General features: G+C 46.7%; 12 protein-coding genes and 1 tRNA gene. 3 read left to right on the forward strand and 10 right to left on the reverse strand.

The window, feature by feature from the left end:
• The 3 genes from QUA54_RS21045 to QUA54_RS21055 all read left to right on the forward strand — a co-directional run.
• On the forward strand, positions 1 to 1,964 hold a 1,964-nt coding region (locus QUA54_RS21045), incomplete at its 5' end, for a hybrid sensor histidine kinase/response regulator (RefSeq protein WP_333416152.1).
• Between the two features lie 193 nt (positions 1,965 to 2,157).
• Entirely contained in the window at positions 2,158 to 2,634 is a 477-nt protein-coding gene (locus QUA54_RS21050; RefSeq protein ID WP_333416153.1) for a chemotaxis protein CheW, read from the forward strand.
• A 62-nt stretch (positions 2,635 to 2,696) separates the two neighbouring features.
• On the forward strand, positions 2,697 to 3,437 hold the full coding sequence (locus tag QUA54_RS21055) for a pentapeptide repeat-containing protein (protein WP_333416154.1): 741 nt from the start codon (positions 2,697 to 2,699) through the stop codon (positions 3,435 to 3,437).
• A 191-nt stretch (positions 3,438 to 3,628) separates the two neighbouring features.
• Here the strand turns inward: QUA54_RS21055 and urtE are convergent, their stop codons facing one another.
• The 10 genes from urtE to QUA54_RS21105 form a co-directional block, all read right to left on the reverse strand.
• The gene (gene urtE, locus QUA54_RS21060; protein WP_333200331.1) at positions 3,629 to 4,327 is read right to left on the reverse strand and encodes an urea ABC transporter ATP-binding subunit UrtE; all 699 of its coding nucleotides are present in this window, start codon (positions 4,325 to 4,327) and stop codon (positions 3,629 to 3,631) included.
• Positions 4,311 to 4,532, reverse strand: coding sequence for a hypothetical protein (locus QUA54_RS21065; protein WP_333416155.1), 222 nt, complete (start codon positions 4,530 to 4,532; stop codon positions 4,311 to 4,313). Before QUA54_RS21065 ends, urtE begins: the two co-directional genes overlap by 17 nt.
• A gap of 43 nt (positions 4,533 to 4,575) precedes the next feature.
• Positions 4,576 to 5,322, reverse strand: coding sequence for an urea ABC transporter ATP-binding protein UrtD (gene urtD, locus QUA54_RS21070; protein ID WP_333416156.1), 747 nt, complete (start codon positions 5,320 to 5,322; stop codon positions 4,576 to 4,578).
• 128 nt (positions 5,323 to 5,450) lie between these two features.
• The gene (locus QUA54_RS21075) at positions 5,451 to 6,179 is read right to left on the reverse strand and encodes a TIGR00266 family protein (protein ID WP_172188197.1); all 729 of its coding nucleotides are present in this window, start codon (positions 6,177 to 6,179) and stop codon (positions 5,451 to 5,453) included.
• Positions 6,180 to 6,363: 184 nt separating this feature from the next.
• Positions 6,364 to 7,506 (reverse strand): urea ABC transporter permease subunit UrtC, encoded by a 1,143-nt coding sequence (gene urtC, locus QUA54_RS21080; protein ID WP_172188195.1) that lies wholly within the window; start codon positions 7,504 to 7,506, stop codon positions 6,364 to 6,366.
• A 27-nt stretch (positions 7,507 to 7,533) separates the two neighbouring features.
• The gene (locus QUA54_RS21085; RefSeq protein WP_333416197.1) at positions 7,534 to 8,688 is read right to left on the reverse strand and encodes an ABC transporter permease subunit; all 1,155 of its coding nucleotides are present in this window, start codon (positions 8,686 to 8,688) and stop codon (positions 7,534 to 7,536) included.
• A 305-nt stretch (positions 8,689 to 8,993) separates the two neighbouring features.
• Positions 8,994 to 10,313: an urea ABC transporter substrate-binding protein gene (urtA, locus tag QUA54_RS21090; RefSeq protein ID WP_333416157.1), complete on the reverse strand. Its 1,320-nt coding sequence runs from the start codon at positions 10,311 to 10,313 to the stop codon at positions 8,994 to 8,996.
• Between the two features lie 555 nt (positions 10,314 to 10,868).
• A tRNA-Ala gene (locus tag QUA54_RS21095) sits at positions 10,869 to 10,941 on the reverse strand.
• Positions 10,942 to 11,061: 120 nt separating this feature from the next.
• Complete coding sequence (locus QUA54_RS21100) at positions 11,062 to 11,790, reverse strand: HAD family phosphatase (RefSeq protein WP_333416158.1); 729 nt, start codon at positions 11,788 to 11,790, stop codon at positions 11,062 to 11,064.
• Between the two features lie 64 nt (positions 11,791 to 11,854).
• Positions 11,855 to 12,754 carry a class I SAM-dependent methyltransferase gene (locus tag QUA54_RS21105; RefSeq protein ID WP_333416159.1) on the reverse strand — a complete coding sequence of 300 codons (900 nt, stop codon included), beginning with the start codon at positions 12,752 to 12,754 and terminating at the stop codon, positions 11,855 to 11,857.
• Positions 12,755 to 12,832 lie beyond the last annotated feature (78 nt).

Consider the following 12,832-nt stretch of genomic DNA (forward strand, 5'->3'; position numbering starts at 1 on the left):
CGGAAATCTCCCCCACCCCCTCTCCTCCAGCCCCCAACCCGCAAAGGCCGACAATCCGCGTAGACTTAGAACGCTTAAATGAATTGGTGAATCTAGTCGGAGAATTAGTCATCAACCGTACAAATTTAGAACTTCAAGAATCCGAACTGCGCGGCGAAGTCAAGCGCATCCGCCGCAGTATCCTAGATTTGAACCAATTCGGCGGTCAGTTGCGAGAAGAATACGACAGACTGAGTTTTGCAGACTGGAGAGGGGGAAACGGTTCGTCTGGATTGGGAAAACTTGCAGCAGCAGAAACAGAATTCCCAATGATTGCTAACGGCAAATCCTCTGTGCCCCATGCTCACTTCGATATCTTAGAGATGGATCGTTATACAGAGTTCCACTCGACAGCCGCAGAAGTCATCGAAACTGCCCAAGCAATTTCTCAATCCGCCACCAAATTAGACACCTTAGCCATGAAATTCGAGCGCAGTACGGACCAACTGCGCCGCATTACCGACCAACTGCGCAGCCGCGTCATGCAGTTGCGAGTCGTGAATTTCAGCCGCGCCGTCGATCACTTGCCCAGGGCGCTCCGGGATATGTGCCTCACATACGATAAAGATGTCAACCTGCTGCTAGTGGGAAGAGATACCAAAATTGACGAAAGTTTGCTCGACGCTTTGCGCGACCCCTTAATACACTTAGTGAGAAACGCTTTCGACCACGGCATCGAAATGCCCGAAGTTCGGCAAGCAACCGGCAAGCCCGCCAGCGGTCAAATAGAAATAGAAGCCCGCCACCAAGGCGGCCAAACTATTATTACTGTCGCCGATGACGGCAGAGGCATTGACCCGGAAATCATTCGCCGTAAAATTGTCACAAAGGGTTTGGCGACCGAGGAACAAGCTCAAGAATTTTCCATTGCCGAACTCTACGATTTTCTGTTTTGGCCGGGTTTCAGCACTGCAGAAGGGGTCAGCGACCTTTCGGGGCGGGGAGTCGGCCTCGACGTGGTGCGAACAAATTTGCGGACTGTGCGGGGGACTGTGAAGGTAGACTCTCGACTGGGAAAAGGTACGAGTTTTATCATCAAACTGCCGCTGCTGCTGTCGATTACTGATGCTTTGATGGTGAAGACCGATCACAATAAAATAGCGGTGCCGCTGGATGCAGTCGAGGAAATTCTGCACATTAAAGCCTCGGAAGTTCACCTTGCCGGCAATCAGCCGATGCTTTGGTGGCGGGAGGAATTTATTCGTTTGGTGAGGATGCAAGATTTGCTCGAATACAGCGTCGTCGCCCCGGATGCCCCCTCTCCTGACCCTTTGACCCTAGAGGAAATTCCCGTCCTGGTTTTGGCTTCTACCGAAGGAATGCTGGCGGTGGCCGTGGAACGGCTGATCGGCCAGCAGGAAATTGTGGTTAAACCTTTGCCGCCACCTCTATCCAAGCCTCGCGGGGTTTTGGGGACTACGATTTTGGGGGACGGGCGCGTGGTGAATATTCTGGATGTGGACGATTTGGTGAGTCAACCTTCGGCAAATAGTTCGATCGCCGCTGTGTCCGGTAAAGTGCAGGAGATTGCGCCGAGTTCGAGTCAGTCACCGCTGATTTTGGTAGTGGATGATTCCTATACAATTCGCCAGTTGCTGTCTCTGACGCTGACTCGTGCTCGCTACCGGGTGGTACAGGCTAAAGACGGAGTGGATGCCCTGGAACAGTTGCAAAATGGTCTTGATTGCAGTTTGGCGATCGTGGATATTGAAATGCCCCGGATGGATGGATTTGAATTGTTGCGATCGATCAGATCGACCCAGCAGTTTGCTAATATTCCCGTAGCCATGCTGACATCCCGCAGCGGCGAAAAACATCGGCAAATGGCAATGGAATTAGGCGCAAATCAATACTTCACCAAACCTTACAGCGAGGCCCAACTTTTACAAGCCATCCCCCAATTAATCAAACACTCAATAATTTAATCCAAAATCTCAAATCTCCACTCAAATAATCCCTAATCTCAAACAAAACTTAGGCAAAAAGTAATTGACTACGCGAATTATAGAGGGAAGATACCCAGCAGACGCACCTACTAAAATCAAATAATCTTCAATCTTCAATCTTCAATCAAATAATTCTTCAATCTAAAATCTAAAATCTAAAATCTAAAATCGAATGACTCACGCCAATTACAATCGTCGCTTCCGGAGCCAGAAACAAAGCACTGTTAGAATTACTCCTAAAAAATTTGTTTCCTTTGAACTAGGAAATGTTTACTATGCTGTTCCAATTGAACGAGTGGAGCGGATTGTTAAAAACTTTAATCCCTACGGTCTTTTACCGGGCGGTAATAGTTTAGTGCGGCATCAAGAAGAACTGATTACGCTGATTAATTTATCTAAAATATTTCCCAGTGACGGCTCTAGACAGGACTCGAACTACCTAATTGTTTGCATTTTAAATAAGAACGATCTGTTGGGGATTCCCATTCCTGATATGCCAAAAATTTTGGAAATTTCGGAAGAAAGCTTCTGCGAGATTCCTGAATTGTACCGTCAACAGCAACTGCCTCCGGTAATAGAAAAGTTAATTCGCGCACCTGACGGTTCCGAAGTTTTTTATCTGAATGTGGATCTATTTAGCGAAATGTAGGGTGTTCGCTTTTCCAGGTACTATACAATATAAAACGTATTTTCGCCAAAAGTTATTTATTTATGAAAAAACTCACAATAATGTCGATCGCCCTAGTAATTTTTGCAGCAACTGTAGAATTGCCGAAGGTGGGGCTACAACTAAGTGCGATCGGGCAAATAGAAACACCCCAACAAATCCAAACACCCCAACCCATCCCAACACCCCAACCCATACAAACACCCCAACCCATCCCAACACCCCAACCACAAACACCCCAACCCATCCAAACACCCCAACAAATCCAAACACCCCCAATCCAAACACCCCAACCAAAAGCAGACGACCCCAAAAAGCTCGGCTACGTCTCCCCAGAATTTGCCGAAAATTTCTCCCAGCAACAAATCGACCTAATCAACGCCAACGTCGAAACCCTGCTGCTAACTCAAAGCTGCTCCCGCTGCGACCTCCGAGCCGTAAAATTAGTTAACATTAACTTAAAAAATCCCATCCTTACAGGATCAGATTTATCAGATGCCAACCTCAGCGGTAGTCGCTTCGAGATATCAGATTTTGTCAACACCAATCTAGCTCGAACAAACTTAAGCGGAGCCGAATTAGTAGGAGCGAGAATCAGCAACGCTAACCTCAGAAAAGCTAACTTGACAAAGACAAATCTAGACGGTGCAGACCTGCGATTTTCCGACTTGAGGGATGCCAATCTTTCCGATGCCAACCTCCGCAATGCTAATATAGATGGCGCTAGTATCGATCGAGCAAGTATGGCCGGCACCACAATGCCCGACGGCCGGAAAAATCAATAATACAGCCTCGTTTCCTGGGCGATTGAAATCGCTTCTTATCAAACAAAGTGCGGATGGCGCGCAGACTGAATCCCTTGTTCCCAGGCTCTGCCTGGGAATCAATATCTAGAGGCTCTGCCTCGTTGCCTCGTTTCCAGCTTCCCTCTTTCCTCTTCCTTCTTCCTTCTTCCTTCTTCCCTCTTCCTTCTGAATCAAACAGCCAAAAACCTCTGAATCACCTCATCGCTTAATTCGCTAGTGCTTCCAGAAGCCACAATTCCGCCTTTTTGCATAGCATAATACCAGTCAGCTTGCCGCACAAAATGCAAATGTTGCTCCACCAACAAAACAGAAATTCCTCTAGTCGCAACTACGCGGCGTACCGCAGCTTCTATATCTAAAATAATAGACGGTTGAATCCCCTCCGTCGGTTCATCCAAAACCAGTAATTTCGGCTCACCCATCAAAGCCCTAGCAATAGCTAACTGCTGCTGCTGTCCCCCGCTCAAATCACCTCCCAGGCGATCGAGCATAGTTTTCAAAACAGGAAATAAATCAAAAATTTCATCAGGAACTTCAGGATTTTTGCTTTTGGTTGGTTTCGCTTCCAAACCTAACAAGAGATTTTCTTTTACCGTCAAACGGGGAATAATTTCGCGTCCTTGAGGCACGTAACCAATGCCCATTTTCGCCCGCTGGTGAGTCAACTTAGAAGCAATAGATTCGCCGCCAAAAGCAATAGTGCCGCCGCGCGGTTGCAGCAACCCCATAATCGTTTTTAGCATAGTAGTTTTGCCCACACCATTGCGGCCGATCAAGCAAACCATTTGCCCCGCCATGACGCTTAAATCGACATCGCGCAAAATGTGACTTTCGCCGTAATAAACATTCAAATTAGAGACTTGCAGCATAGTTTTTAATTGGTAATGGGGCATGAGAATTGGTAGCAACTACCAAATAACTTCTTCCTTCTTCCTTCTTCCTGATATCCGTTACATCCGTTACATCCGTTACACAAGCCGTTGCCGAACTTCCTTCTTCCTGATATCCGTTACATCCGTTACATCCGTTACACAATCCGTTGCCGAACTTCCTTCTTCCTGACATCCGTGACATTCGTTACATCCGTTACACAATCCGTTGCCGAACTTCCTTCCTCTTACTCTTCCGGTTTTCCCAAATATACCTCAATTACCCGATCGTCATTTTGCACCTCATCCATAGTCCCCTCGCACAAAACCGCACCCTGATGCAACACCGTCACCTGCTGCGCAATTTGCCGAACAAACTCCATATCATGTTCAATTACCAACACCGAATGACTTTCGGCCAGCGAAATCAGCAAATCTCCAGTTAACACCGTTTCCTCATCCGTCAAACCCGCCACAGGTTCATCTACCAACAACAAATCAGGAGATTGAGCCACCAACATTCCAATTTCCAACCATTGCTTTTCCCCGTGAGAAAGCAAACCAGCCGAAACATCAGCTTTACCAACTAAACCAATTGTTTCTAACAAACCGGCAACCGTGCGTTTTTCAGCAGTAGAAGCAGGCTTGAACAAAGTCGAAAAAACATTTTTAGGGCTGCTGCAAGACAATTCCAAATTTTCGCGCGGCGTTAAATTTAAGTAAACTCGCGGCGTCTGAAACTTGCGGCCAATTCCCAAGCGCGAAATCCTATCTTCCGACAACTTGCGCAAATTTTGTCCCTTAAATAACACCCTGCCCTCTGTTGGCTGCACCTTCCCGGTAATCGAATCGAGAAAAGTTGTTTTCCCCGCACCGTTGGGGCCAATGATAACTCGCAGTTCACCCGCATCCATGCTGAAATTTAAACCGTTGATAGCTTTAAAACCATCAAAACTAACAGTCAAGTTTTCTATTTCTAATACTTTTCCATTCATAATTAGTAATTAACTCAGTAATGGACAACAACCGATACCCTTTGTAGGTGCGTAACGCAAATCTTCTCCTTATTAAGCAGATTTTTTACCCTGCCGTGACACCATATTTTATACTTTTTTCTGGCAGTTTACTCTAAACTAAAACTGCTAGAACTGCTCGAAATTGGAGGTGGAGTGGCAGCTAAAATGCGTTCAGCTAACTTCGAGAGTGGCAAACTTTGCACGTATACTTTTCCAGGCCCAGTCATCTTTGCCAAAAACAAGCCTTCACCTCCAAATAAAGCATTTTTAAACCCGCCAACAAATTGAATGTCGTAGTCTACTGTGGGAGCAAAAGCTACTAAACAGCCGGTGTCTACTCGCAACACTTCGCCAGCTCCCAAATTTTTCTCAACTATTGTTCCTCCCGCATGAACAAAAGCTAGCCCGTCACCCTGCAATTTTTGCAGAATAAAACCTTCTCCGCCAAAGAAACCGGCACCGAGCCGTTTGGTGAAAGCAACCTCAATTTCAATGCCGTTGGCCGCACAGAGAAATGAGTCTTTTTGACACAAAAATTTACCGCCAAGTTGACCTAAATCGAGGGGAATTACTTTACCTGGATAGGGGGCGGCAAAAGCGACGCGGGCTTTGCGATTTCCGGCGTTGACAAAGGTGGTAATGAAAAAACCCGCTCCTGTCAGCATCCGTTTGAAACCTTGAAATAAGCCGCCGCCTGTAGATGTTTGCATTTGGATGTCGCCTTCCATGTATGTCATGGTTCCAGCTTCAGCCCTGACGCCTTCTTTGGGGTCGAGTTCAATTTCGATGAGTTGCAAATCGTCGCCGTAAATTTTGTAGTCAATAATATCTGCCATATGTTTACTCTCAAGTTAAAGAACGAAGCTGTTTGCTAAGGATATATAAGTAGGTGGACATATATATTGCGTATCCTCAGAGAGAAACCCAGCTTTTCCCAGTTTATTGCGATTGCTTCGTTCCTCGCTGCCGGGTGACATTTATTTATGTCCGTCTACTTATATATACACGATCTTTTTGCACTCAATGTTCAAGTTCTTCTTTTTCGCGCTGCACTTGGGGGTCTTGTTCCAGGCTAGGGTAAGTAGATGCGTACTTCGGTCTTCTGAACAGGGTGCGGATTTGGTCAAAACCTTGATGTTGCAGCCATCCGACTAAGCCGTCGGGCAAAACTGTAACTACTATTAGGAATAGCGCGCCTTGGAAAAATAGCCACACTTCGGGGAATTGTTCGCTCAAGAAACTCTTGCCAAAGTTGACTAGCAGCGCTCCCAATATTGCTCCCGATAATGTGGCGCGACCTCCCACCGCGACCCAGATTACCATTTCAATTGAAAAGGCAATATCCATTGCTTTTGGCGAAATAATTCCGGTTTGTACGGTAAATAATGCGCCTGCAATCCCGGCTAAACCGGCGGAAATTGCAAAGACTAAAACTTTGTATCCTGTGGGATTGTAACCTGAGAAACGCAGGCGTATTTCGTCGTCGCGAATTGCTACTAGCAGGCGGCCGAAACGCCCGCTGGTCAGCCAGCGGCAGAGGGCGTAAGTTGCTGCTAGAAATAGTATGGTGAGAATGTAGAAAATATATTGAGTATCCCGATCATTTACTGTGGCTCCGAACAGGGTTTTAAAGTCGGTGAGTCCGTTGGTTCCGTTAATGAGTTTTTGTTGACCGTTAAAGAAGTTGAAAAATACAATAGTTGCTGCTTGGGTGAGAATTGAAAAGTAAACGCCTCGAATTCGATTGCGGAATACTAAATAACCCAAAAGTGCGCCCAATATAGCGGGGATGAGAACTACTGCTAATGCTGAGAAAGGAAATGAATAAAATGGTTGCCAAAACCAGGGCAGTTCGGTAACGCCGTAGAGGTTCATAAATTCTGGCAATTGACTGCTGGCGGTTGGGGGAATTTGCAATTTTAGGTGCATGGCGAAGGCGTAGCCGCCGATCGCAAAAAATACGCCGTGTCCGAGACTCAGCAATCCCGTGTATCCCCAAATCAAGTCAATGCCGAGGGCGGCAATTGCTAGTGCTAAAAATCGCCCCAATTGATTGAGCCGAACGTCGGGGAGTATTCCTGGGATCAGGAATATGAATGTGAGGGCGATCGCGCTGACAATTGCCGCTTCTTTTAGCCAGGCTTTTTGATATTTTTTCTGCATTTTTCGCTACCCTCGCAGTTGTAATTTTTAATTTTCTACCGTCCGCCCTTTTTGCGGGAAAATCCCTCCCGGCTTCACTTGCAGAAAAGCCATAATTAAGGCGAATACCATTACTTTTGCCATGCTGGTTGTGGCGAAAAATGTGAAGAAGTCGGCTAAAGGCTTGACAGGAGCTAACATTATTGCTAAGGTTCCCGAACCGATCAGGTAATTTGCAGTACCGATCGCGATCGCAGCAACTACACTCCCCACAATCTTGCCGACACCGCCCACAACCACCACCATAAAGGTATCGACTATATAATTTTGTCCGGTATTTGACCCTACGGAACCGATCAAACTAATCGCGCAGCCAGCGACACCTGCCAGCCCCGAACCCAAAGCAAAAGTCAGCGCGTCTACTTGTTCGGTAGGAATGCCCAAACACGCGCTCATGCTGCGATTTTGCGTCACAGCGCGAATGCGAAGTCCCCACACAGAACGCTGCAAAAATAAGTAAATTCCCGCCAAACAAATTCCTGTCAGCGCAATAATAAAAAGTCGGGCGTAGGGCAACTGAAAATTGCCCAGCGGGATGCCGCCGCGCAGCCATGCAGGCGCAGTCACATCCACATTTTGAGCGCCAAACCAAGGTTTAGTTACTGCCAGTTTGTAAGTTTCCCCTAAAAAGGCGCTCACCGCCCAGGAAATACCCAAAGATAAAGGCAAAATTATGGCGATAATTTTGCTGCGAATGCGATCGAAATCCGATCGCTGCTTCAATACCCGCAAACCTCCAAAAAACAGCAAACAAAACACCGCAATCCCAATTACCAGCACCCAACTGACGCTGCGGACAAACTGCTGCAAAATTAAACTTACGCCCCAAGTTGCCAGCAGAGTTTCTAGGGGCCGCCCGTAAAGATAGCGAATCACTCCGCGTTCAAGAATTAATCCTACCAATGCACATACTAAAAAAGCTAGGGGAATCGCAAATAAAATATACGTTTCAAAAGCAAATCCTCCGATACCTTTGAAGACATTTTGCACCACGAAAGTTGTATAAGCCCCCAGCATCATCAACTCGCCGTGAGCCATATTAATCACGCCCATCAGCCCGAAAATAATCGCTAACCCCAGGGCTGCAATTAGTAAAACAGCGCCGATGCTAATGCCGTTAAATAAACCGTCCAATAAGCCGATCGCCACTTTTTCTCCTCCTATTTTTATATAATATTTGGTGCAATTATGTAACAAGTAATGTGCGCAATGCACAGCCTAAAGATGCGAGTTTTTGTATGAAGGGAAGGTGCGACATAAGCGCACCGAGCGATGTTTTAGGTAAACTAATTAATCCGGAAAATATACGCCTTCCGCACCCTAAAGACGCAATTTTTTGTATAAGGGGAAGGTGCGCCCTAAGCACCCGAAGCGACTTTTTTTCGGCACAGTTATGTAAGGGAAAAGGTGCGCAGTGCGCACCCGGAAAGAGTTTTAAATTAACTTAATTATGAACTCTTGAATTTTCCGCCTTTTGCGGGGTCTGACCAATCGCAAGAAAAGCCTTTTGTTTTAGCGTCAAACTGATTCCAAGGAATCGGCTGCACTGCTTCTGGCGTAGCAAAAATAATGTTAAACAAACCGTCGTCTCTCACTTCGCCCAACCTCACAAACTTAGAGATGTGGTGGTTGTTTTCCATCGTAACTTTGCCCTCCGGCGCGTCAAAGGTTTGACCCAAAGCTGCTGCCCGCACTTTTTCTAAATCGTCGGCTGTCCCTGCTTTTTCGACCGCTTGCTTCCACAGGTAAACCATGATGTAAGCTGCTTCCATCGGGTCGTTAGTCACTCTATCTTTGCCGTATTTTGCTTTGAAAGCTTCCACAAATTTTGTATTTCCCGGAGATTCCACAGTCATGAAGTAATTCCAGGCGGCGTAATGGCCTTTAAGATATTCTACGCCGATCGCCTTTACTTCTTCTTCCGCAATACTGACAGACATTGACGGATATTTGTCCGGCCCCAAACCTGCACCCTGCAACTGTTTGAAAAATGCTACGTTGCTGTCGCCGTTGAGGGAATTGAAAATCACACCCCCGTCTGGCAAAGCTGCCTTAATTTTAGTAATAATTGGCGTGACTTCTGTCCCGCCCAAAGGAATGTAATCTTCGCCAACTAACTCGCCACCTTTGGCTGCTAGCTGTGCCTTGATAATGGTATTTGCCGTGCGGGGGAAAACGTAGTCAGACCCGACTAAGAAGAATTTTTTCCCTTTATTTTCTAGAAGCCAGTCAACTGCTGGCTCGATTTGCTGGTTCGGCACTGCCCCAGTATAAAAGATGTTCTTGGAACACTCTTGACCCTCGTATTGTACGGGATACCAGAGCATATGATTTTTTTCTTCAAATACTGGCAATACTGCTTGGCGGCTGGCGGATGTCCAGCATCCGAAGACGGTGACAACTTTATCTTGGTCGATCAATTTTTTGGCTTTTTCGGCAAAAGTCGGCCAATCTGAGTTGCCATCTTCTATTACTGTTTCGATTTGTTTTCCGAGGACACCGCCAGCTTTATTAATTTCTTCGATCGCTAATTGTTCGGCATCTACAACGCTTTTTTCACTAATTGACATCGTGCCGCTCAAGGAATGCAAAATTCCTACTTTGATCGTGTTTCCACTGCCTGCTGCTGGTGTAGTTCCTGTTGATGTGGGCGAAGTGGCTGGAGTTGCGGTTGGAGTGGGAGTTCTACAAGCTTTGAGAAATAAACTTGATGTTAGGGTAGCAGAACCGTATAAAAGAAATTTCCGCCGATCGAATCGCTTTGCCATTTTTTCTGGTTACTCTTGAATAGATGAGTCAGATGATTGAGAATAATAACACATAGCGACTTGATATTAAGACTAGGCTCATAAGACTGTTGTATGTTTAGCTACAAAACTTAGTGTTTTTCACAAAATGAATGCTTTGTGGGGATTGATGGCAACTGCGGCAGAAACCCGGCTGATACCATGTTAGATGTAAGATTTTAGATTTGAGCTTCACGATGAAATAAGGGTTTGGTGCACGGGCCTACCGTTCCATTCTGTTCTGAAACCGGGTTTAGACACCAAAATACGTCTTTTCAGCAATTAGTGTGACATTAGAAAGCGGGTTTCTTTACATAAATTATCTTATTGATACTACGAGTTAGTCAGAAACCGGGTCGATCGCACAATATAGAAACCCGGTTGCTCGCTCTCAACAGGTTATTGATGCTAGAACTTAGGCACCAACCGGGTCGATGATCGCCCAACATAGGTTTGTGTCAAAGCAGGTGACGATCGCACTTCGCTTTGAGCTCAAAGCAAAGTACGATCGTCACTTGTAGAAATGCCCCTGATTTATGGAGAATAGCGGACTCGAACCGCTGGCCTCTGCGGTGCGATCGCAGCGCTCTACCAACTGAGCTAATTCCCCTGATTGAGTTTTAATTTAGCATTTTAGATGCGGGATTGCCGAATTTAAAAGGCTTACAGGTCTTGCTCGCTCTCACGTTCGCAGACCGTCACCTACGTTAGCACGTAACGGCTAAAAACGTCAAGTGTTTTGCGCAGCCGGCTCAGTGGGGGCGATCGAGCAAAGTTCCGCCACTCTGTCCAACTCTAAATCAGCAAAATAGTCCACCGTCCAATTAGCTTGGCGCTGGATCATGTGAAACGGGTAAGTGTGAGTCACACCCGCAACCTGAATCCCCGCTTTTTTCGCCGCTTCAATCCCCGCAAAAGTATCTTCTATCGCCAAACACTCGATCGGTTGCAGGTTAAATTCGGGATATTTCTGGTTGAGAAGTTCGACAGCCAATAGATAGCCGTCGGGTGCTGGTTTGCTCGCCCTCAAGTCGTCGCCTGCGACAATTAACTCAAAGTTTGCTGCCAAACCGGCCCGATCTAACACCAATTCTATCTCCGATCGGATTGCCCCACTAACTACGGCCATTTTCAGTCCGGCGGCCCGAATTTTGGCAATAAATTCTGCCAAACCCGGATAAATCGGCAGTTTCTGCAAAGTATCTATTTGAGCTTTGTAAGCTTCTGCCTTGCGCTGCAGCAGTCGATCGAGGTATGTTTCTGTCAGAAATCGTCCCCGGCGCTCGAGCAGTGCGGTAATGCAAGCGCGATCGCTCCTTCCCAAACAAACTTCTCGAAACTCCCCACGTTTGAGCTGGAGATTTTCATCGAGCATCAATCGATCGATTATTTTCTCGTGAATAGGCTCGTCATTAACAATTACACCATTAAAATCAAATAAAACTGCTTTTAGAGTCATTAGTCATGAGTCATTAATCATTAGTTATTAGCCTCTTAACAGTCAACAATCAACAGTTAATACATCAAGCGGGAGCTGGTATGCCAGGTAAATCGCCACCAAAATCAGGAGCCCGATCGATAGGATTCCACCCCCTGGCCACCCGCACCTGTTCCAAATCTTCCCCAGGCAAAGGTTTCACACCCTGCGTTACCTGATTTACCCACCAGTGTTCGTGAGTTTGCACCGCCGCGAATCCAGCCGCCCCCACCCAAGCATCGAGGCTGCCAGCCGCGTAAGACTTAATATAAGGCTCTTCAAAGATATCAGCCAGCCACTCTGTCTGGCGCAAAGTTTTTTGGTTTCCGTCCAAAATTGCCACTTGTCCCCCAACTTTCAGCAGTCGGAAGCTTTCTCGCAAAATTGCCCGCGATACAGCAGGTGGCGTTTCGTGAAACAGCAAGGAAGCTGCGACTAAATCGAAGCTGGCATCGGGAAAAGCAACGCTTTCGGCATTTCCGTGCAACCACTCGATATTTAAGCCGGCTTTTTGCGCTTTAATTTCGGCAACTACCAGCATATAAGGCGACAAGTCCAGACCGACAACTTCCGCTTCGGGAAAAGCCTGCTTGAGCATGAGCGTTGTCGAACCGGTGCCGCATCCCAAATCGATGATTCGGCGCGGTTTCACCCGCACAGCGTCTATTAAGCCTTGCCTGACGACTGTTTCGTGGGGGGGCAAAACATATTGCGTGATAGGATCGTAGGAAACGGCGGCACTGGGGTTGAGGTAGCCGCCTTTAATGCCGTGAAAGTTTTGGCTGCTGTAATATTCGGGATAAACTAGGTCGGGTTGTCGGTAGCGATCGCCCGCTGTTTCCCAGTCGATACCTTCGTAGAGTCGTTTCAGTGCTTCTTCGTCGATCGCCAGTCGAATCAGGGGCGACAAAAAGCGCTCGAAAAATGTATCCTTGCCAACAGCCATAAAACTCCTTTAACAAAAACTATTCTAATTTTAGCCAAAGGCAGTCAACTTAGCATTCATTAAAACTGTTGAGTCGCT

This window comes from Microcoleus sp. MOSTC5, assembly GCF_036701825.1.
Classification (GTDB): Bacteria; Cyanobacteriota; Cyanobacteriia; order Cyanobacteriales; family Microcoleaceae; genus Microcoleus; species Microcoleus asticus.

Bases quoted from the DNA above. Each gene is read 5' to 3' on its own strand.
- urtD (WP_333416156.1), bottom strand. From the start codon at position 5,322: ATGAATGGAAAAGTATTAGAAATAGAAAACTTGACTGTTAGTTTTGAT.
- QUA54_RS21075 (WP_172188197.1), bottom strand. From the start codon at position 6,179: ATGGCAGATATTATTGACTACAAAATTTACGGCGACGATTTGCAACTC.
- QUA54_RS21105 (WP_333416159.1), bottom strand. From the start codon at position 12,754: ATGGCTGTTGGCAAGGATACATTTTTCGAGCGCTTTTTGTCGCCCCTG.
- QUA54_RS21055 (WP_333416154.1), top strand. From the start codon at position 2,697: ATGAAAAAACTCACAATAATGTCGATCGCCCTAGTAATTTTTGCAGCA.
- urtC (WP_172188195.1), bottom strand. From the start codon at position 7,506: ATGCAGAAAAAATATCAAAAAGCCTGGCTAAAAGAAGCGGCAATTGTC.
- QUA54_RS21100 (WP_333416158.1), bottom strand. From the start codon at position 11,790: ATGACTCTAAAAGCAGTTTTATTTGATTTTAATGGTGTAATTGTTAAT.
- urtA (WP_333416157.1), bottom strand. From the start codon at position 10,313: ATGGCAAAGCGATTCGATCGGCGGAAATTTCTTTTATACGGTTCTGCT.
- QUA54_RS21065 (WP_333416155.1), bottom strand. From the start codon at position 4,532: ATGTCACGGATGTCAGGAAGAAGGAAGTTCGGCAACGGATTGTGTAAC.
- urtE (WP_333200331.1), bottom strand. From the start codon at position 4,327: ATGCTGCAAGTCTCTAATTTGAATGTTTATTACGGCGAAAGTCACATT.
- QUA54_RS21050 (WP_333416153.1), top strand. From the start codon at position 2,158: ATGACTCACGCCAATTACAATCGTCGCTTCCGGAGCCAGAAACAAAGC.